18 protein-coding genes are annotated in these 19,314 nt (G+C 70.6%); 10 read left to right on the top strand and 8 right to left on the bottom strand.

What is annotated here, in order from left to right:
• Window positions 1-356 precede the first annotated feature (356 nt).
• The gene (locus OG332_RS28400; RefSeq protein ID WP_327416119.1) at window positions 357-1,469 is read right to left on the bottom strand and encodes a threonine synthase; all 1,113 of its coding nucleotides are present in this window, start codon (window positions 1,467-1,469) and stop codon (window positions 357-359) included.
• 198 nt (window positions 1,470-1,667) lie between these two features.
• Between OG332_RS28400 and OG332_RS28405 the strand changes: the two genes are divergently transcribed.
• Together OG332_RS28405 and OG332_RS28410 are read left to right on the top strand one after the other, a co-directional pair.
• On the top strand, window positions 1,668-3,245 hold the full coding sequence (locus tag OG332_RS28405) for a S8 family peptidase (protein ID WP_327416120.1): 1,578 nt from the start codon (window positions 1,668-1,670) through the stop codon (window positions 3,243-3,245).
• Between the two features lie 402 nt (window positions 3,246-3,647).
• Window positions 3,648-3,887 (top strand): helix-turn-helix domain-containing protein, encoded by a 240-nt coding sequence (locus OG332_RS28410; RefSeq protein ID WP_327416121.1) that lies wholly within the window; start codon window positions 3,648-3,650, stop codon window positions 3,885-3,887.
• A 170-nt stretch (window positions 3,888-4,057) separates the two neighbouring features.
• On the opposite strand, the gene OG332_RS28415 is transcribed toward OG332_RS28410, so the two are convergent.
• The 3 genes from OG332_RS28415 to OG332_RS28425 all read right to left on the bottom strand — a co-directional run bounded on the left by OG332_RS28415 (window position 4,058) and on the right by OG332_RS28425 (window position 5,083).
• A complete protein-coding gene (locus tag OG332_RS28415) occupies window positions 4,058-4,255 on the bottom strand; it encodes a hypothetical protein (protein WP_327416122.1) in 198 nt (65 codons plus the stop codon).
• Between the two features lie 260 nt (window positions 4,256-4,515).
• On the bottom strand, window positions 4,516-4,662 hold the full coding sequence (locus tag OG332_RS28420) for a hypothetical protein (RefSeq protein WP_327416123.1): 147 nt from the start codon (window positions 4,660-4,662) through the stop codon (window positions 4,516-4,518).
• Window positions 4,663-4,780: 118 nt separating this feature from the next.
• Complete coding sequence (locus OG332_RS28425) at window positions 4,781-5,083, bottom strand: DUF6415 family natural product biosynthesis protein (protein ID WP_327416124.1); 303 nt, start codon at window positions 5,081-5,083, stop codon at window positions 4,781-4,783.
• A 262-nt stretch (window positions 5,084-5,345) separates the two neighbouring features.
• On the opposite strand from OG332_RS28425, the gene OG332_RS28430 reads away from it, so the two are divergent.
• Entirely contained in the window at window positions 5,346-6,536 is a 1,191-nt protein-coding gene (locus tag OG332_RS28430; protein ID WP_327415308.1) for an IS110 family transposase, read from the top strand.
• A gap of 75 nt (window positions 6,537-6,611) precedes the next feature.
• Here OG332_RS28430 and OG332_RS28435 read toward each other — a convergent pair whose 3' ends face one another.
• Both OG332_RS28435 and OG332_RS28440 read right to left on the bottom strand, forming a co-directional pair.
• A complete protein-coding gene (locus OG332_RS28435; protein ID WP_327416125.1) occupies window positions 6,612-7,868 on the bottom strand; it encodes a helix-turn-helix domain-containing protein in 1,257 nt (418 codons plus the stop codon).
• Between the two features lie 129 nt (window positions 7,869-7,997).
• On the bottom strand, window positions 7,998-8,600 hold the full coding sequence (locus OG332_RS28440) for a hypothetical protein (RefSeq protein ID WP_327416126.1): 603 nt from the start codon (window positions 8,598-8,600) through the stop codon (window positions 7,998-8,000).
• Window positions 8,601-8,784: 184 nt separating this feature from the next.
• On the opposite strand from OG332_RS28440, the gene OG332_RS28445 reads away from it, so the two are divergent.
• The 7 genes from OG332_RS28445 (at window position 8,785) to OG332_RS28475 (ending at window position 16,824) form a co-directional block, all read left to right on the top strand.
• Entirely contained in the window at window positions 8,785-9,885 is a 1,101-nt protein-coding gene (locus OG332_RS28445; RefSeq protein WP_327416127.1) for a DUF4190 domain-containing protein, read from the top strand.
• Window positions 9,886-10,022: 137 nt separating this feature from the next.
• On the top strand, window positions 10,023-10,775 hold the full coding sequence (locus OG332_RS28450) for a GntR family transcriptional regulator (RefSeq protein WP_327416128.1): 753 nt from the start codon (window positions 10,023-10,025) through the stop codon (window positions 10,773-10,775).
• Window positions 10,776-10,925: 150 nt separating this feature from the next.
• Window positions 10,926-12,611, top strand: coding sequence for a purine-cytosine permease family protein (locus OG332_RS28455; protein WP_327416129.1), 1,686 nt, complete (start codon window positions 10,926-10,928; stop codon window positions 12,609-12,611).
• Between the two features lie 160 nt (window positions 12,612-12,771).
• On the top strand, window positions 12,772-12,957 hold the full coding sequence (locus OG332_RS28460) for an SPOR domain-containing protein (protein ID WP_031144291.1): 186 nt from the start codon (window positions 12,772-12,774) through the stop codon (window positions 12,955-12,957).
• A gap of 28 nt (window positions 12,958-12,985) precedes the next feature.
• The gene (locus OG332_RS28465; RefSeq protein ID WP_327416130.1) at window positions 12,986-13,423 is read left to right on the top strand and encodes a (deoxy)nucleoside triphosphate pyrophosphohydrolase; all 438 of its coding nucleotides are present in this window, start codon (window positions 12,986-12,988) and stop codon (window positions 13,421-13,423) included.
• A gap of 153 nt (window positions 13,424-13,576) precedes the next feature.
• The gene (locus OG332_RS28470; RefSeq protein WP_327416131.1) at window positions 13,577-14,005 is read left to right on the top strand and encodes an ATP-binding protein; all 429 of its coding nucleotides are present in this window, start codon (window positions 13,577-13,579) and stop codon (window positions 14,003-14,005) included.
• Between the two features lie 209 nt (window positions 14,006-14,214).
• A complete protein-coding gene (locus OG332_RS28475) occupies window positions 14,215-16,824 on the top strand; it encodes a SpoIIE family protein phosphatase (RefSeq protein WP_327419395.1) in 2,610 nt (869 codons plus the stop codon).
• Window positions 16,825-16,885: 61 nt separating this feature from the next.
• Here the strand turns inward: OG332_RS28475 and OG332_RS28480 are convergent, their stop codons facing one another.
• On the bottom strand, window positions 16,886-17,428 hold the full coding sequence (locus tag OG332_RS28480; RefSeq protein ID WP_327416132.1) for a hypothetical protein: 543 nt from the start codon (window positions 17,426-17,428) through the stop codon (window positions 16,886-16,888).
• The gene (locus OG332_RS28485; protein ID WP_327416133.1) at window positions 17,428-19,308 is read right to left on the bottom strand and encodes an alpha/beta hydrolase; all 1,881 of its coding nucleotides are present in this window, start codon (window positions 19,306-19,308) and stop codon (window positions 17,428-17,430) included. Before OG332_RS28485 ends, OG332_RS28480 begins: the two co-directional genes overlap by 1 nt.
• Between the last annotated feature and the right edge of the window lie 6 nt (window positions 19,309-19,314).

The following is a 19,314-nucleotide window of genomic DNA, read 5'->3' on the forward strand; positions in this document are numbered from 1 at the left end:
CCGGGCTCGCGGTTTTCCGACATCAACGCCGCCCCTCCACTGGGCTCCGCCCCAGCCCCGTACGGCGAGGCCGAAAGATCGGGGCTCCGCCCCGGACCCTCTCCCAGACTCCGTCCGGGGGACCCCCACGTCCGCGTGGGCTGACGGCGCTGGGCCAGCCGCCCAGCCTCGCCGGCGTTTGGATGCGGAGCCCAGGCAAGCGGCCCGCCGCGGACTGATGGTGCTGGCCACCCCTCCAGCCCCGCCGGCGTTTGAGGCGCGGGTCCGGGCGGAGCCCGGGAAGCGGGTCCGCGGGGGCTTGCGGCGCAGGTTCGCGCGGGTTCGGGCGGGTTCGGGCGGAGCCCGGTAGGTGGGGGCTACGGGGCCAGGCCCGTTTTGGCGCCTGCGCCGCAGAGGGGGATCACCGCGGTGCGGCCCTGCAAGGGGTCGGCGGGGGCGCCCGGCCCCACCGCCGCCCAGCAGGCCGCCGCCGTCGGTTCGACGAAGAGCCCGCGCCGGGCCAGGTCCCGCTGGGCCTCGCGCAGCCGGGCGTCCGGGACCGTCAGGAAGGTGCCGCCGGACTTGCGGACCGCGGCCAGGATCTGCCGGGCGCGCGGCGGCGCGGGGATCGCGATCCCCTCGGCCAGGGTCGGCAGTTGCGGAACCGGATCCGCGTCCTCGGCGCCGGCCGCGAAGGCCGTGGCCAGCGGGGCCACCGCCTCCGACTGCACCGCGATCAGCGCCGGCGGCCGCACCCCGCGCCGGGCCAGTTCCTCCACGGCCAGCGCGGCCCCCAGCAGCAGGGTCCCGTTGCCCACCGGCACGACCAGCACCTCCGGGAGCCGTCCGCCCAGTTCCTCCCACACCTCGTACACGTACGTCTTGGTCCCGTGCAGGAAGTACGGGTTGAAGACGTGGCTCGCATAGAAGACCCCGGGCGAGTCCGCTTCCGCACGGGCGGCCTGCGCCGCGTCCTCGCGCCCGCCCCGGATCACCCGCACGAGCGCCCCGTGCGCCCGCATCTGTTCGGATTTCTTCGCCGATGTGCCCTCGGGCACAAAGATTTCACAAGGGAGCCCGGCCCGGGCGCAGTAGGCCGCGATGGACGTCCCCGCGTTGCCGCTGCTGTCCGCCACGACCCGTTCCGGAGCCAGCCGTCGGGCCAGCTCCACGAGCATCACCGCGCCCCGGTCCTTGAACGACAGCGTCGGCATCAGGAAGTCGAGCTTGGCGTGAACCCGCTCCGCCAGCGGAACCAGCGGAGTGTGGCCCTCCGACAGTGACAGCGAGAACGCCCCCGGCAGCGGCAGTGCCGACCCGTACCGCCACAGCGAATTCGGCCCGGCGGCAGGCTCCAGCGGCGCGGCCGGATCCGGCGTGAAATCCAGGTCCCAGGGTCCGCCACAGACCGGGCACCCCCAAGGAGCAGTCCGGACGTCCGCGCGTGTACCGTCCTCGGAGCAGACGTAACCGGGGGTTGCGTGCGTCATGTGCGGATCGCCTTTGCTCGATCATGGCCGCTGTACGGCACGGATGTTACGCGTCCGTTGTCCTTTTGTGGGTCGCGCCGGGGGTGGGCCAACCTTTCGAAGGCGGCAGCCCGTTGGGCCATCTGTGTTGTCATGGCCACGCTTGCGAGGCACCGCTCCACCCCCCGCAATGCACCACCTATGAGGAGGACCCGTCACATGCCCGTGATGCGTCACACGAGCCGGAAAATCGCCGGCATCAGCGCGACCGCGGTCGTGGCCCTCGCGCTCGGCTCCGCCGCCGGGCTGCCCGCCTCGGCCGCCGACATCGGCGTACGGGGCGTGATCCAGAACGCCGGAGCCCCCGGATCGGTCCCCGGCAGCTACATCGTGACCCTGAACGACACCGCCGCCCGCTCGACCGCCCCGAGCGGAAAGGCCGTCGCCAAGCGCTACGGCGCGAAGATCGACCGGACGTACAGCGCGGCCCTCAACGGCTACTCCGTCGAGGTCTCCGAGGCGCAGGCCAAGAAGCTGGCCGCCGACCCGGCGGTCAAGTCGGTCGTGCAGAACCGCACCTTCACCTTCACCGTCAGCGCCACCCAGCCCAACCCACCGTCCTGGGGCCTGGACCGTGTCGACCAGCGCGCGCTCCCGCTCAACCAGAGCTACACCTACCCGGATCAGGCGGGCGAGGGCGTCACCGCGTACGTCATCGACACCGGTGTCCGCATCACGCACCAGGACTTCGGCGGCCGCGCCTCCTACGGCTACGACGCCATCGACAACGACAACACCGCCCAGGACGGCAACGGCCACGGCACGCACGTCGCCGGCACCGTCGCGGGCGGCGCGTACGGCGTGGCCAAGAAGGCCAAGATCGTCGGCGTGCGCGTGCTCGACAACAGCGGCTCCGGTACGACGGCCCAGGTCGTCGCGGGCATCGACTGGGTGACCCAGCACGCCGTCAAGCCGGCCGTGGTCAACATGTCGCTCGGCGGCGGCGCGGACTCCGCGCTCGACGCGGCCGTCCGCAACTCCATAGCCTCCGGCATCACCTACGCCGTGGCCGCGGGCAACGAGTCCGGCAACGCCTCCACCAAGTCCCCGGCGCGCGTCACCGAGGCCATCACGGTCGGTGCCACCACCAGCTCCGACGCCAAGGCGAGCTACTCCAACTACGGCACCGTCCTCGACATCTTCGCGCCGGGCTCCTCCATCACCTCCGCGTGGGGTACGGGCGACACCGCCACCAGCACGATCAACGGCACGTCGATGGCCACCCCGCACGTCGCGGGCGCAGCCGCCGTCTACCTCTCGCAGAACCCGGCCAGCACCCCGGCGCAGGTGGCCACGGCCCTGGTCAACTCGGCCACCCCGGACGTCGTGACCGGCCCGGGCACCGGTTCCCCGAACCGCCTGCTCCACGTCGGCGCCCAGGGACCCGTCCCGCCGGGCAAGCGCTTCGAGAACACCGCGGACTACGCGATCAACGACCACGCGACCGTCGAGTCCCCGATCACCGTCAGCGGTGTCACGGGCAACGCCCCGGCGACGCTGAAGGTCCCGCTCGACATCAAGCACACGTACATCGGTGACCTCAGGGTGGACCTGGTGGCGCCCGACGGCACCGTCTACGTCCTGCACAACCGTGCCAACGGCGGTGCCGACAACATCGTCAGGACCTTCACCGTGAACGCCTCGGCGGAGACGGCGAACGGCGTCTGGAAGCTCCGCGTGAACGACAACGCGAGCGCCGACACCGGGAAGATCGACTCCTGGGCGCTCCAGTTCTGAGCAGCCGGGGCGGCGGGCGTGTGACCGAGCCGTGAGGAACAGCAGGGGCGACCGACTTGGCAAACCCCCAGCTGAGGCACATTTATTAAGGCAGTGGCTCCCGGTGTGAATGCCGGGGGCCACCTGCATTTATGCCTCTGCTGGCCCGCCCCGGGAGGTGCGTCGAAGATTCTTTGGCGCGCGGGGGATCGGCAGGGCGAGACCGCCCCACCGCTTTCGATCTCCGGACATGACTACGCCCCCGACGCGTCCGTCGGGGGCGCAGCCGGCCCTTCCGCCGCCTGGGGGGCTGGGCAGGAAGGGCCGGTCTGGTGTGCAGGCTCCTGCCCGCATATATGCAAGATCACGCAATGTAGGATTTGGCCAACTGACAAACGATCATGACTGCCCGAGCGTGGACAGGTGCCGCGCTCCGTACCGCCCTCCGACGACGTGCTCGCCCGTCGGCGGCGCATCGCGGGCCAGATCCGGGCCGCGCGAGAGCACCGGAACCTGACTCAGGAGCGGGTGGCCAACTCGATGGGCATGGACCGGCCGTCGTACACCCTGCTCGAACAGGGGCGGGTCAGTCCGCGACTCGATACCCTGCTGCGGTTCTCCGACGCGCTCGGCGTGCCGCTGTCGGAACTGGTCCGGGAGTAGGGCCTCGGCGGGCCGCAGGTAAGGCCCGCGTCAGGTGCATGCAGCAACCATACGGATTACGCTGCCGAACGGAAGACCCAATTCTGCAACGAAGGCGCGGGACCCCTTGCGCGGGGTAGCCCCGGCCGACGGGGGGACTGCCGGCCGGGGCTACGATTCCGCGGGCTGGTCTACAGACCGCAGCTGGAGCACGCCACGCTGAACGGCTCCCGCGTCTTGGGGTTCACCATGACGACGGTGCCGATGCCATGGCACGTGTTGCACGGCGTGATACCGCGACGGCTCGCGGCTTCCTGGACGGTCGTCGCGAAATACTCGACGACATGGACTTGGGCCGGGTCGGTCCACTCTTGCTGATACTCCGGCATGAGGCTGCCTCCTTGACGACGCAGGTCCCAACGGTACGCGGGCGACTGGGAGTCGGGAACTCCAACAGCCGGTTGTCGTGGTTGCGGCCGGAGCCCCCGCAGGCCTGGCAGGCGCCCGCGTCCCGGTACTGGCCGGTCTCCGGGTCCACGTACAGAGTGCGGCCTCCGCCGCCGCAGTTGGAGCAGTTCGCGGACATGCTGAGTGCAGTCATGCGGTTCTCCCAAGGGTGTTGGCCGTGCTGGCCGGGCTGGAGGGAAGTTCAGCGGATGCCGAGGATGATCGCGCCGCCGATGGCGAGCGCGATGACGACGTACAGGACCTGCTCGCGCCAGCCGCTCACTGGCCGGCGGCCGGGGTCCTGCGCGCGGCCAGCGGGCCGGGGCGCGAGCGATGGCTCTCGGGGCATCCGGGGTGGGCGTACATCGGCGGCCGGACCGCGGACGCCGAGAAGTCAGGGCCGACGCGGTTCTCGTCGACCGCCGCGACGTGCTTGTCGCAGTACACGCAGCACTCGGCGCCGGCGCTCATCGGGCGTCCACGCCGAGCAGCAGGAGCATCCGGCGGACGGTCCGGGCCATGCCGCGGACATGGTTCCACTGCCCCAGCGGGCCCTTGCTCGCGCCCACGTCCGTGAGCATGTGCCAGTCGGACAACGGGGCCGCTGCACCTTCGAGGTCGACGACCTCAACGAGGAGCAGAGTGCCGTACTCCAGCAGCCGCTCGGCGAGGATCTCAATGTCGACGTCGTCCGGCTTGCGGTTGTACGGGACGAGAGCCCGTTTCACGAGCTCGGCGACCGTATCCAGGTCGCCGCGGGTGGCCTCCATGCTGGTGCTCCCTACCGTCGTCAGCGGGTCCTACGTTGTTGTGCGGGTTGGACGGGCCAGTCGTAAGGTCCAGAGATCCAGAGACGCCGGGTATGGCTTTCAGCGGGTTGCACTCGATGGTTACCGCCACCTGGCCGCCCGGCGTCTCACGACGACTCGGCCGCTGATTAGGAGCTGCGAGCCCTGCGGGGCATCGCTCAGTAGGACCACGCTGGCGAGGTCGTCCGGACCATAAGCGCACATCGAGCGACCGGAGGAACCCGTGGCCCGGATCTGGGCAGGAACGGACATCGGCAAGAGCCACCACCATTGCGTGGTCCTGAACGCCGAAGGCGAGCGACTGCTGTCGCGGCGCGTGCTGAACGACGAGCCGGAGCTTCTCTCTCTCCTCGGGGACGTCCTGGCTCTGGACGAAGACGTGGTCTGGGCCGTCGATGTCGCCGACAGCACGGCCGCTTTGTGGATCAGCGTGCTGCTCAACCACGGCCAGCGGCTCGTCTACATTCCGGGCCTCGCGGTCAACCGTGCGTCCGCCGGCTACCGGGGCATGGGCAAGACCGACGCCAAGGACGCCACCGTTATCGCCGACCAGGCCCGAATGCGCAGGGACCTGGCTGTCCTGCGGTCGGAAGACGAACTCACCATCGAGCTGAAGATACTCACCAACCGGCGAGCCGACCTGAACGCCGACCGCACCCGCCGGATCAACCGTCTGCGTGGTCAACTCAACACCATCTTCCCGGCATTGGAACGCGTCCTTGATCTGGGCAACGTCGGCCCGCTGATCCTGCTGACCGGCTACCAGACCCCGGCTGCCCTGCGGCGCGTCGGCCGCAAACGGCTGGAGACCTGGCTGCGCAATCGCAAGGTCCGCAGCCCCGAAACCCTTGCCGCAGCCGCTCTGGAGGCTGCCGAGCGCCAGGCCACCGCCGTCCCCGGGGAGAAGATCGCCTCGCAGGTGATCCACACCCTGGCGAAGGAGGTGATGAGCCTCAATGAGCAGATCGCCGAGATCGACAAGCTCATTGCGGCCCGGTTTCGCGAACACGACCTGGCCGAAGTGATCGAGAGCATGCCCGGCATCGGCCCCTTGCTGGGTGCCGAGTTCCTGGCCGCCACGGGCGGCGACATGAGCCGCTACGCAGACTCCGGCCGTCTGGCCAGCCTGGCCGGGGTCGCTCCGGTCCCACGCGATTCCGGCAACGTCAGCGGCAACCTGCACCGGCCCCGGCGTTACCACCGCGGCCTGCAACGCGTCTTCTACACCTCCGCGCTCATCAGCATCCGCAACTGCGACGCGTCGCGGCGCTTCTACGAACGCAAGCGCGGCGAAGGCAAACGGCACACCCAGGCCGTCCTCGCGTTGGCGAGGCGACGGGTCAACGTCCTCTGGGCCTTGATCCGTGACGGACGGTGCTACGAGCATGGACTCTCCGCTCCTGCTGCCGCTTGACAACCTCATTAGGAGGTGGTGAGACGACGGTAGGTGCGGCGGGAACGAAGAAGGGGCCCGATCCGGGCCCCCTCCCTATGCGGCCAACAGGCCGATATCTACAGCCAGCTGACTGGCTCTCTGGCGACGCTCCGGAAGTCGAGACGTGGTCTCCTCCAGCACGATCGCACGCGCGTAGCCGTTGTATCGGATCGTCTCCGGCGCGGCCGCGTGCGCCTGCTCCAGCGTCGCGAGCGCGGTCTCCTGCTGCCCGTCCAGGTAGTAGGCGCGGGCCTGCTCGATCCGGTGCCGGGCCCGGCGTGGCCGGGACGGAATCGCATCGGCCTCGGCCCGGTTAGCCTGCCGCACCGACTCGCCGCCGGCCCGCAGTTCGACCGCCACGGTGACGCCGTGCGCGCCCATCACGGCCCGGCCGAAGCTGGTGACCCGGTGGAAGTAGTCGGCTGGCAGCCGCTTCGAGATGCCGCCCGCACGGTCCCACCACCCCCACGCGGTGCCTGTGTCGCGGCGCTTCGCCGCGGTGAGCCCGGCCTCGACGCGGAGCGCGCCCGTGATGGCCTGCACGTCGAGGGAAGCGTCGGACAGACCCGGCTCCAACAGGTTCAGGGCCTGCATGACCACGTCGTCAGCCTCGTCATAGTGTCCGGGCCCGGAGTCCCGATGTGCCTGCGCCGACAGCCAGGCCGCGACACCGATGGCGTGCGGATCCTCGGACTCTTGGGCGGCGGCCATGCCGCGCTCGGCCACCCGCCACAACAGCGACGGGTCCGGCTGGTACGCGACGAAGAACTGAGCCAGGAAGAACGTCTCGGCCTGCAGCGCCAGAGCCGCGCGCCGATCGGACCCGGTCTCGGCCTGCCGTACAGCGAGCTGGGCGTCCCGGATCAGTCCGGGCAGCAGATCACCCAGGACAGCCCGGTGGTTCGGGGCCCCGTGGCGGGCTGCCCACGCGGCATCGAGCGCCGCGCGCAGGAACGCCCGGGACGGCGCCTCGCGGGTGCCGGGTGCCGGGTAGGTGGAGAGGGCGGCCCGGACCGCGGGGAGTCGGTCGTGGCCGGGCCCCAGGAACAGGTCGGTGTGCGGCTCGGCTCCGACGTCGCCGACGAGATCGTTCAGGCGGCGGACGCGCAGGACTTCAGCGATGCGGAGGATCTCCGGCAGTCGCGGCATTCTCATGGTGCCGGTCTCGACTTTCTTGACCCACGACGCGTGGTGGCCGAGGAGGCCGGCCAACTGCTCGCGGGTCATGCCTCGGCGGTTGCGGTAGATCTGGACACGTTGCCCGAACGCGACGGGGTTGTCGTACGGGTCGGGGGTAGCATCAGATGACACGGCCTTGCCCCTTCGTTGCGCAGCTCGACACTGGACAGCGTATGGGGCAGGGCCTTCCTCGTGCGCCCCCGGACGCACGAAAGCGCCCCCTCCCGCGGCCCGTAGGCCGGAGAGGGGGCGGTGTGCTGTTCAGGAGAGGCCGTACCACTGGGAGCCCCAGCCGGTGTTGATCGTGCTCGTGGCCTGGCTGGACAGGGTCAGGCTGGCGGGCAGCGAGGTCTGGCCGGTGAGGATCGTGCTGTACCGCAGGTTCGGCGCGGTCAGCCCGGCGTTCACTGAGATGCCGGCGCCCGTGGCCTTGAAGTGCAAGCTGTTCGTCACCCACGTTCCGTTGAGCAGCATGGCGATGAAGTACATCCCTGGCGCCGCGACGAACGGTGTGACGAGCGGTAGGGCTTTCGCGGTGGCGCCGGTCATCAGCGACGCCGAGATGTCCGCCGTGACGCCAACCCGGTTGCCGGCCGCGTCGTAGATGCCGAGGTAGCAGTTCGACAGGGTGGCGGCCGCGTCGATGCCGCTGAGCCCCAGCCAGATGTTCGAGATGGTGACCTGTTCGCGGATCGGGATTTTCACCAGGGTGACCCGGCCTGCGACGCCGCCCGAGGACTGCGCGGTGACGTGCCCAGCATCGTTAGGATCGCCGGTCCACGTGATCAGGTCCTGGTCGGACGGGCGCGGCAGCCACGACCCGGCCGCCGAACCGCCAGGCGGGCCGAGGTTCTCCAACAGCATCCGCCACGGGTACGTCGCATTCGCGTACACCTTGCCCGAGGTGGTCCCGGAGTGGACGAGCGCCACCGTGGCCATGCCGCCGCTGATGTGGCCAGAGCCGACCGTGAACATGCCCGCGCTGGCCGCCTTCGAGAACGACACGGACGGGTAGAACTCCGGGGCGCCCTCGGCGAGCGGCGTGCCCGTGCCGGACGCCCCGTACTCGGAGATCGCCCCGGCGCGGCTCAACGGTTTCGCGCTCGCCTCGTTCCTGTCCGGGCTGCTGTGCTTCGCGCCGCTCGGCATCGCCTTCGGCATCGCGGCCCTCGTGCAGATCTCGAAGAACCGCGAGCGGGGGAAGGTCCTGGCGATCGCCGGCCTGGTGCTGTCCGTGCTGATGACCGGAGGGCTGTTCTTCGCCGCAGACCGGGTCGCCTCGGCGGTCGGCGACCGCTTCGACGGGCCGAGCGAGTACACCGAGGTCGAGGGCGTGCTCACGGACGTCGACGCACTGCGGGCGGGCGACTGCTTCAACGTCGAGGACGGTGAACTGCTCGACGAGCGGCCCCTGATGTACAAGATCGACTGTGCGGAGAAGCACCACGGCGAGGTCACCGCGGCGAAGCGGCTCGACGGGGTGGACGCCCCCGACTCGGACGTGGCCCGCCGCGCCTCCGAGGACGTGTGCTGGCAGGCCCAGGACGAGTACGCGATGGACACGTGGGCGCTGCCCGACCACGCGGAGATGTTCTACTACGCGCCCTCCCACCAGTCCTGGGGCCAGGGGGACCGGTTGCTGCTCTGCGTGATCGGCACGACCTCGGTGGAGACGCGGGGCAGCCTGCGCCAGGACACCGGAATGCTCAAGCCCGAGCAGGTCGCCTTCCTGCGGGCCGCCAATGCCGTCGAGTTCGTCATGAGCCGGCCGCCCGAGGAGGAGGTCGACGAGGCGCTGGGGAAGCACCAGACGTGGGCGCGCCGGGTGCACGCGGCGCTGGGCGAGGAGGCGAAGGTGCTCCAGGGGCACGCGGGCCGGCCGGGGCTGGAGAAGAAGGTCCCGGCGCAGCTCAAGGAGATCGAGGCGGCCCGCGCGCAGTGGCTGCGAGCCTCGCAGGCGAAGACCCCGGGAGAGTTCGACAAGCAGTGGGACCGGGCCCTGGCCGCGATGTCCATGGAGACGGAGCAGGCGTTGCGCGGTGCGTACGGGCTTTCGATGGCGATCCCGGAGTGGCTGGAGGACGGCCAGGAGGATCCGGAGGACGCGGACGGTGGACCCGGCCGGGGGCCCTCGACGGGGGCGGCGTGACGTCGACGGGGTAACGCGCGGTAGCGGGTTTGAGTGACCTGGCTTCATCACTTCGGGTGAAACTCTGGCCCTTGCTTGCGGTCTTCAACCGTCGGTTGCCAGGGTGTAGCTGTCTGTCAACCTGATGGGAGTGGCCAGTGACTTTCGGTGAGCAGCCGGCCTATCTGCGCGTGGCCGGGGATCTGCGACGGAAGATCGTCGACGGTTCTCTGCCTCCGCACGCCCGGCTCCCCTCCCAGGCCCGCATCCGCGAGGAGTACGGAGTCTCCGACACCGTGGCCCTGGAGGCGCGCAAGGTCCTCATGGCGGAGGGGCTGGTCGAAGGCCGGTCCGGATCCGGTACGTACGTAAGGGAGCAGCCGGTCCCGCGGCGCGTGGCCCGCTCCGGCTACCGCACGGGCGGAGCGTCGACGCCGTTCCGGCAGGAGCAGGCGGACGCGGGGGCGCGCGGCACGTGGGAGTCGAGCAGCGAGAAGGCGGCCGCGCCCGCCGAGATCGCGAAGCGGCTCGGCATCGAGCCGGGCGAGCGGGTGATGCGGACGCGGTACGTCTTCCGCGACGCGGGGGAGACGATGATGCTGTCGACCTCCTGGGAACCGCTCGCCGTGACCGGCCGGACCCCGGTGATGCTGCCGGAGGAAGGGCCGCTGGGCGGCTCCGGGGTGGTGGACCGGATGGCCGCGATCGACGTCGTCGTGGACAACGTGGTGGAGGAGGTCGGTGCGCGGCCGGGCCTGGCGGAGGAGCTCGTCCAGCTGGGCGGGGTGCCGGGGCACGTGGTGCTGGTGATCGGCCGCACGTACTTCGCCTCCGGGCGCGCGGTGGAAACGGCCGACGTGGTGGTCCCGGCCGACCGCTACCGCCTGTCGTACCACCTCCCGGTGCGCTGACCCCGGGGCCCCCGCAGCGGTGGTGCACCGGAAAGCGGACAGGGGGCGCGGGGGGTGTAACCCCGTCGTGACGAGGGGGCCGGGGGTGTAACCGCCGGGCAATGGGCAAGAGTGACGGGTCGTCACATGGTGGCCCTACCGTCCGGCGGTATGACCGATACCGCCACCACCCCCGGCACGGCGGCGCAGCCGACCCGTACCTACGCGAAGCTCGCCGCCGACGAGAGCCGCGAGGACTACTCGCTCAGATACGCGCCGCACTCCTTCCGCCGCTGGGGCCCGGGCACCGTCGCCGGCACCGCCCTCGGCGGCATCGCCTACCTGGCCGACTTCGCCATCGGCGCCTCCATCGTCTTCGCCTACGGATTCACCAGCGGCGCCGCCGCGATCCTGGCCGCCGCGGTGGTCATCTTCCTGACCGGCATCCCGATCGCGCGCGCGTGCGCCACGTACGGCCTGGACATGGACCTGGTGACGCGGGGCGCGGGCTTCGGGTACTTCGGCTCCACCCTCACCTCCCTCATCTACGCCTCCTTCACCTTCATCTTCTTCGCGCTCGAAGGCTCGATCATGGCCCAGGCCATGCACCAGGCCTTCGGTCTGCCGGTCGAGGCCGGCTACCTCGTCACCACCCTCATCGTGATCCCCATCGTCTTCCGCGGCATGGGCGCCCTCGCCAAGGTGCAGGCCTGGACCCAGCCGGTCTGGCTGATCGGGCTGGTGCTGCCCTTCGTGGTGCTCGCCTTCCAGGCCCCCGACGCGTGGGGCGCCTTCGCCGACTTCGGCGGGACCGAGGGTGCCGGGTCCGGGTTCTCGTGGATCGGCTTCGGGTTCGGGACCGGCATCGCGCTCTCGCTGATCGCACAGATCGGCGAGCAGGCCGACTACCTGCGGTTCATGCCCGCCAAGACCCCGGCCAACAGCCGCAGATGGAACCTCGCCGTGCTCGCGGCCGGCCCCGGCTGGGTGGTCATCGGCGCGGCCAAGCAGCTCGGCGGTGCCTTCCTCGCCTTCGTCGCCCTGGAGGCGGTGGGCAAGACCCATGCCCTGGAGCCGATCGCCCCGCAGGTCGAGGCCCTGCGTCCGTGGCTCGGCGGCTTCGCGCTGCCCGCCGCCGCGCTCTTCGTGATCGTCTCCCAGATCAAGATCAACGTCACCAACGCGTACAGCGGATCGCTGTCCTGGTCGAACTTCTTCTCCCGCGTCACCCACCGCCACCCCGGCCGGGTCTGGTACATCTTCCTCAACCTCGCCGTCGCGCTGACGCTGATGGAGCTGAACATGTTCGCGATGCTCGGCAAGCTGCTGGGCTTCTACTCCAACGTCGGAATCGCCTGGATCGCCGCGGTCGCCGCCGACCTCGTGATCAACAAGCGGCTCGGACTCAGCCCGCCCTACATCGAGTTCAAGCGCGCCTACCTCTACGCCGTCAATCCGGCGGGTTTCGGCTCGATGGTGATCGCCTCGACCGTCTCGATCCTCGCCTTCTCCGGTCTGTTCGGCGCTTACGCGGAGGCCTTCTCCACCTTCATCGCGGCCGGACTCGCCCTCCTGCTGTGCCCGTTGATCGCCTGGATGACCAGGGGGAAGTACTACCTGGCCCGGCCCAACACGGTGACCGGTCCGGGCGTCGCCGTCGAGGACGTCACCGCCACCCATGTGTGCTCGGTCTGCGAGGCCGCGTACGAACTCCCCGACATCGCCGACTGCCCTGTCCGATCGGGGCCGATCTGCTCCCTGTGCTGCTCGCTCGACGCGACCTGCGGGGACGTCTGCCGCAAGGAGGCACAGGGCGGCGCGGTGATCCTGCCGATGCCGTCGGTGCGCCCCGTCTGAACCGGCGCGCACGGCCCACTCGTACGCGTGGCCGGATGCGTACGCCTGCGAGGTACCTCTTCGTGAAAAACCGTATCCGCTGCGTAAAGGTCGGGCGTAAGGTCGGGCATATGCGCAATGCGGTTTCCCGGGCAGGTACGTCGGCGGAGGGTGAAACGCGATGAACGACAGCGGTGCCCTGCTCCCGTGGCTGGTCATACGTCAGGACGACAACGGCAACCGCTACCGGGTGGGCCGGTACCCCACCCGGGCCGAGGCCCAGAAGGTCGTCGACAGCCTCGACGACCGAGGACACAAGCAGCTCTACTGGGTCGAGCGGATCGGTCAGACCGCCACGATGAACTGAGCATCCAGTGTTGACATAGGCTCCGCCCATGACTGTACGAGTGGTCGTGGGCGGAGCCCTTTGTCATGAGGGCCGCCTGCTGGCCGCCCGCCGCAGCGCACCGCCGGAGCTCGCCGGACGCTGGGAGCTGCCGGGCGGGAAGGCCGAACCGGGTGAGTCCGTCCCCGAGGCGCTGGTGCGCGAACTGCGCGAGGAGCTCGGTGTGGAGACCGAGCCGCTGGAGCGGATCCCGGGGGAGTGGCCGCTGAAGCCCGGTCTCGTCCTGCACGTGTGGACCGCCCGGCTGCTGTCCGGGGTGCCCGCGCCGCTGGAGGACCACGACGAGCTGCGCTGGCTCGGACCGGAGGAGCTGGAGTCGGTGGACTGGCTCGACCAGGACCGGCCCGCGGTCGCCGAGGCCGGCCGCCGGCTGCGACGCGGGGACGGCGTCCCGGGCGGAGGTCCGGGCGGCGGCGGGGGCGCGTGACGCTCGCACGGTAGGCCGTATGTGCCACAGTGCGCCGGTGGGTGGGGATCGAGTGGTACGACGCCCCAAATATCGGGTATGTCGCTATTAATCCCTATCTCGTCCCTCTTTCGTTCCAGACGAACCGGACTGGGGTCGCTGCTGGCCCGGGAAGTGATCGGCGTGATCGACACAGACGGTGAATGCGCCCAGTGGGCCTTTCCCGCCGAGCCCGGTGCCGTCCGCACCGCCCGCCACGCCGTGCGCGGCGCCCTGCGCGCCTGGGGCCTGGAAGCCGTCGGCGATGTGACCGTCCTGCTGGTCAGCGAGCTCGTCACCAACTCCCTGCGGTACGCCTCCGGCCCCATCGGCGTCCGCCTGGAACGGCGCAATCCAGCCGCCGGCGGCCCCACGAGCGGTCCTGCACTGCTTGTGGAGGTTTCAGATCCGCTTCCGGATCCGCCCCGCGCGCGGGTTGCCGAGGCGGACGACGAAGGGGGCCGTGGCCTGCATCTCGTCGCCGTCTCCTCGCAGCGCTGGGGGACCCGCCACGGGAAGTCGGGCAAGACAGTGTGGTTCGAATTGGCTCTTCCTGGTGAGTAACAAGGTGAACGGTGGCGGGGGATCCCCCGGCGGAACCTCCCGGTGACAAAAGGGAGGAGGAGTCCGGGGGAGATCGCGCGAGATGGCTCGAAATCATCGAGACCGTGCTGTGATCGTGAACGCCGTGCCGTCCGGGGCCGTGGTGCTGAATACTGCGGTCATGGCCGGTCCGGTTGCGGTGAGCTGGAGGGGACGGTCGCGTGAGCGAAATACCTGCGCAGGCACATCAGACCAATGTGCCTCGGGAGACATGGCACGACGCCCTGTGGCACAGCAGTCCGCCTGGCTCGATATATGACTACATAAAGGTCGCATCCTTCTCGATCGGACCCGACGGGTACATCGACCAGTGGAGTCTGCGCGCCGAGGAACTGTTCGGCCTGACCGCCGCCCAGGCCGTCGGCCGCGACCCGGTCGACGCCTTCATGCCGCCCGAGCTGCGCCCCGACGCGCACCGCAAGGTCGCGGAGATCCTCGACGGCAAGGAGTGGACCGGCCTGATCCCCTTCCGGATCCCGGGCGGGGACGGTGCGCACGGAGTGGCCGAGATCTATGTGATGCCCACACAGACCGAGACCGCCGAGCGGGCCGCGCTGTGCGTCGTCGTCGACGTTCGCGCGCTGCGGCGCATCGAATCCGACCTGGCGGCCTCACAGGCCATATTCGGCCAATCTCCCTTCGGCTTCCTGCTCTTCGGCACGGACCTCACCGTGCAGCGGGCCAACCGCCGCTTCGCCACCGTCTTCGGAGGCAACGCCGAGGAGCATCGCGGCCGCACCGTGCACGACTACCTGCCGGCGCACGAGGCCGACCGGATGGCCGAAGCCCTGCGCCGGGTGCTGGACACCGGGGACTCGGTCACCGACCTGCGGATCACCGGCGCCGCCCCCGGCAGCCGGGAGAACCGCCACTGGTCCATCAACCTCTACCGCGTGCACGGCGGCACCGGCCGGCCCATCGGCGTCGCCGGCATCGGCACCGACGTCACCCGCCGCCACCTCGCCGCCCGCGAGGCCGCCGGGGTCCGGCGCAATCTCGCCCTGCTCAACGAGGCCGGGCACCGCATAGGGAACTCCCTCGACCTGGAGACCACCGCCCGGGAACTCCTCGACGTCACCGTCCCGGGCTTCTGCGACCTGGCCGCAGTCGACCTCTACCAGGGGCTGCTGCTCGGCGACGACGACCGGCCCGCACGGCCGCAGGGTCCCGGCGTGCCCAGCCTGCCCGGCCAGGGCCCGGCCCGGACCCCGTCCGCCGCGCTGCGCCGGGTGGCCTTCGCCTCCGCCGTCTCGGACGCGCCGCTGTCCGGTCCGGGCGCGCTGGTCTCCGTGGGCGACGTCCACCGGTACCCGGCGGCGTCGCCGGGCGCGCTCGCCCTGCGCACGGCGCGGCCGCGGCTGATCGAGGGCGGCGGACCGGAGGGCCTCGTACAGTCCACGCTGGTCGTGCCGATGGTCGCCCACGACACCGTGGTCGGGCTCGCGCAGTTCTCCCGTACGAAGGGCAGCGAACCCTTCGGGGAACGCGACCGCGCGGTGGCCGTGGAACTCGCCGCCCGGGCCGCCGTGTGCATCGACAACGCGCGGCTCTACCGCCGCGAGCACGAGCGGGCGTTGATACTGCAGCGCAGCCTGCTGCCCCCAGGCGACCCGGAGGCCGCGGGCCTGGACATCGCCTGCCGGTACCTGCCGGGGAACGCGGCGACGGAGGTCGGCGGCGACTGGTTCGACGTGATCGAGCTGCCCGGGCACCGCACGGCGCTGGTCGTCGGCGACGTCATGGGCCGGGGACTGCGGGCCGCCGTCGCGATGGGCGAACTGCGCACCGCCGTACGGACCCTGGCACTGCTGGACCTCGAACCGGCGGAGGTGCTGACCGCGCTGGACGAGATCGCCCGGGGCCTCGGCGCGCCCGGCGGTTCCCAGCAGGCCTCGCGGGTGGCCCTGCACTCGCGGGACGCCGACCGCTCCGAGGTCTACCTCGCCACCTGCGTCTACGCCGTCTACGACCCGGTGACGCGGCGCTGCACGATCGCCAACGCGGGCCACATGCCGCCCGTGCTGGTGGAACCGCCGGACGAGCGCGGGAAGCCGAGGCCCGCACTGCTCCTGGAGGTGCCGCCCGGGATGCCGCTGGGCGTGGGCGGGGAGCCGTTCGAGGAGGTCGAGGTCGATCTGCCCGAGGGCGCCCTGCTGGCCCTCTACACCGACGGGCTCGTCGAGTCCCGGGACCATCCGCTGGAGGAGGGCCTGCGCGGCCTGCGGGCGGCCCTCGCGGACCCGGTCCGCCCGCTGGAGGACGTCTGCGACCACGTGCTGAACACGCTGGACACCCGGCACGGAGAGGACGACATCGCCCTGCTGATGGCACGTGTGCAGGGGCTGCCGGTGGACGCGGTGGGGGACTGGCAGCTGCCGCGCGAGGCCCGGTCCGTGGGCCGGGCGCGGGAACTGGCCCGGGCCAAGCTCCCGGCGTGGGGCCTGGAGGGCCTGCTGGACACCACCGAACTGCTGGTCAGCGAGCTCGTCACCAACGCGCTGCGCTACGGGGAGGGCGAGATCCGGCTGCGGCTGCTGCTGGACCGGACCCTGGTCTGCGAGGTGTGGGACGCCAACCTGGTGCAGCCGCGCCGGCGGCGGGCCCGCGACACCGACGAGGGCGGCCGGGGCCTCCAGCTCGTGGGCCTGCTGTCCGCCGGGTGGGGCACCCGCCGGACCCACCGCGGCAAGACGGTCTGGTTCGAGCTCCCGCTGCCCGGCTCGGCGGCGGAGGCCGTCGCCGAGCTGTCGGCGGAGCAGCTGCTGAGCATGTACGGCTGAGCGGGACCGCGGGCCCCCGCCCCGGAGAGCCCCCGGACCCGTAGGGTCCGGGGGCCTGCGCTCACTTCGGGTCGGTGTCCTTGAAGCACCGGGAGGACACGGCGAAGTTGATCAGGTTCTCGCCTCCGTCGGAGCTGTCCATCCACCGGGCCTCGAGCTGGGTGTGGGTCGCCTCGTGGACGGCGAAGACCTCGGGCGTCTTGGCCTCCGTGTTGGGGTTCGGGCCGTTCTTCACGACCTTCCAGCCGTTCTCCGGCAGCTGCGCGGCGAGATTCTTCATGCCCTTGTCGAGGGTGTCGTGGTCCACGCCGTAGACGGACCAGGCGTGCCGGACAAAACGGAGGCCGCTCTTCTTCTCCTCGCTCGTGCCGCAGGGATAGGTCGCCGGGCCCCCCTCCGTCACCTTGCCCTTGACCTGCGTCATGTCGAGGGCCCTGCTCGACAGGTCGCCGACTTCCTTTTCCACCTCTGGACGGGTGCGCGGCTGCGGGTCGTACGTGCGCTTGGAGGAGGATTCGTCGTCCATGAGAGTGCATCCCGATGCGAGGGTCAGGGCGCCCAGGAGCGCCAGTGCCGTGGCGTTACGCCTGTTTCTGCGGTCCATCAGGGAGCCTCCCTGTCCAGTTCGACCCTGCCATACCGGCCGGCTATCACGGCCGCCTGGTTCGTGAGGCTGACAGACGGCTTACCGTCGTTCTCGTCCCAGAAGTTCCCGTGGCCCGGAGAATCGCTGTGCATCTTGTTGGCACCGAACCGTTCGTCCGTGGGAATGACCCCCCAGTCGCCGAGACCGCTGACCCTGCCGCCAAGCGTGACCCCGTTGTCGTCGCCCCCGCCTTCCATGGCCCACACGTGCCTCGGCTGGAAGCCCAGGTCCCCCGCGCGGTCCGCCTGCATACCGGGGCTGCCGACCGCGACCACGTCGTGGACGGGCATGGGATCGGCCCAGCTGTCGGCGTACTCACTGCGGTACTTCGCCGTGTCGCCGATCAGCGTGGATCCGTAGCTGTGGCCGATGAGCGTCGTGTGCGCGGTGTCGCCGGTGGCCGCCTGATGGGCCGCCTGGTTGCCGTCGAGGAACTGCCGCAGGGTCGGCGCCCCCTGCTCGGCCCACTTGTCGTGGGGGGCCTCGGTGAGGATGGTGTTCGGGGCGTCGTAGTCGAACCAGGTGATGGTCGACACCTTCTGCCCGGGCGCCATCGCCGAGCTCTCGCGCCACAGGGCGTCGCTCTTCGCGGCCTCGTCCTCGATGCTCCCCAGCGTCGTCTTCGTGCCGGGCACGAAGATGGCCGTGTGGTCCGCGGTGTCCGGGTTCCCGTTGGCCAGGATCACGCGTCCGTCGTTGTTCGCCTCGGCGTCGAACCCGAGCAGGTACGCCTCGGGCAGTCCCCGCTCGCCGGTGGCGTCGAAGCGCTTCTGGATGGTCTCCATGCCGAACAGGCGGTCCTTCAGATGGTCCCTCCGGTCCCCGTGCTTGTCGTTCCAGGCGTTCCAGTCGTCGGTCTCTTCGCGCATCCACGCGCGCCCGCGCTGGACGTAGTGGTACTTGGGCTCCGGTTCCTTGGGGATCGCGTTCAGCTCCGTCTTGTAGGCGCCGTGCGTCTCCGCGAGGACCGTACGGTTGGCACTGTCGCGGACGTCCGCAGGGAGCCCGTTCAGTGCTCCGACGCTCGCCGGCTGAAGGGTGATGTAGGCCTCCCTCTCCTCCTCCGACAGGCCCTTCCACCACTCGGCGTTCAGCTGCGGGTCGCTGCCCTTGGGCGGCGGGGGCTTGATGTGGGCGAGGTAGTCCTTGGCGCCGCTGCTGACCGCGGCGGAGTCGCCCTGGACGTCGGCCCAGTCGGACTCGGAGACCTTGAGGTCGTCGTCCGCCTTGAGCTTGCGCAGGCGGGGGGCCCACTGGGTGTCGGCCTCGGTGGCCTCGGCGACGGCCTGCGCGATCCGGTTGGCTATCTCCACCGCCTTGCCGAAGTTCGGGTTGGGGTGAATGTTCGCCGCCTGGCGTTCCAGGGCGGCGGAGAGGTCGTTGGCGTCCTTGGTGGGGTCGATGACGTTCCCCGACGGCTTGCCCTTGGCGTTGCCGCTGACCGTGCCGCCCTCGGGCAGCTTGCCGTCCTTCTCCGTCCCGCCCGGCGGGAAACTCACCGAACCGTCGGCGCTGACGGAGAACTTCTGGGCCTCGGCGTCACTCACCGCCGCGTCCAGCTTCCGCTTCGCCTCGGTGAAGGAGGCGGCGAGCGCGTTGAGGGAGGTCGTGGCGAGACCGCATTCGACCTGTGTGTAGTGGAAGTTCTGAGCCAGGCCCCGCAACTGCACCAGGGCTTCGTCCACGGCCTTCCCGCTGAGGCCGGCGCGCAGCCGGGCGGTGATCTGGCCTTCGGCGCTGCCGTAGGCGTGGTCGGCCATGGCGCTGACCGACTGGTAGCCGTCGGCGGCCTCCGTGAACTCCGTCGGCTTGAGCGCCTTCAGGGTTGCGTAGTCCATGCCCGC

Source organism: Streptomyces sp. NBC_01233 (genome assembly GCF_035989305.1).
In the GTDB taxonomy this organism is placed as follows: Bacteria; Actinomycetota; Actinomycetes; order Streptomycetales; family Streptomycetaceae; genus Streptomyces.

What these genes read in the sequence shown, in the direction of transcription:
- OG332_RS28420 (WP_327416123.1), bottom strand. Translation starts at nt 4,662, where the DNA reads ATGCCCCGAGAGCCATCGCTCGCGCCCCGGCCCGCTGGCCGCGCGCAG.
- OG332_RS28455 (WP_327416129.1), top strand. Translation starts at nt 10,926, where the DNA reads ATGACCGATACCGCCACCACCCCCGGCACGGCGGCGCAGCCGACCCGT.
- OG332_RS28480 (WP_327416132.1), bottom strand. Translation starts at nt 17,428, where the DNA reads ATGGACCGCAGAAACAGGCGTAACGCCACGGCACTGGCGCTCCTGGGC.
- OG332_RS28405 (WP_327416120.1), top strand. Translation starts at nt 1,668, where the DNA reads ATGCCCGTGATGCGTCACACGAGCCGGAAAATCGCCGGCATCAGCGCG.
- OG332_RS28415 (WP_327416122.1), bottom strand. Translation starts at nt 4,255, where the DNA reads ATGCCGGAGTATCAGCAAGAGTGGACCGACCCGGCCCAAGTCCATGTC.
- OG332_RS28460 (WP_031144291.1), top strand. Translation starts at nt 12,772, where the DNA reads ATGAACGACAGCGGTGCCCTGCTCCCGTGGCTGGTCATACGTCAGGAC.
- OG332_RS28425 (WP_327416124.1), bottom strand. Translation starts at nt 5,083, where the DNA reads ATGGAGGCCACCCGCGGCGACCTGGATACGGTCGCCGAGCTCGTGAAA.
- OG332_RS28400 (WP_327416119.1), bottom strand. Translation starts at nt 1,469, where the DNA reads ATGACGCACGCAACCCCCGGTTACGTCTGCTCCGAGGACGGTACACGC.
- OG332_RS28465 (WP_327416130.1), top strand. Translation starts at nt 12,986, where the DNA reads ATGACTGTACGAGTGGTCGTGGGCGGAGCCCTTTGTCATGAGGGCCGC.
- OG332_RS28485 (WP_327416133.1), bottom strand. Translation starts at nt 19,308, where the DNA reads ATGGACTACGCAACCCTGAAGGCGCTCAAGCCGACGGAGTTCACGGAG.
- OG332_RS28440 (WP_327416126.1), bottom strand. Translation starts at nt 8,600, where the DNA reads ATGCTGTTGGAGAACCTCGGCCCGCCTGGCGGTTCGGCGGCCGGGTCG.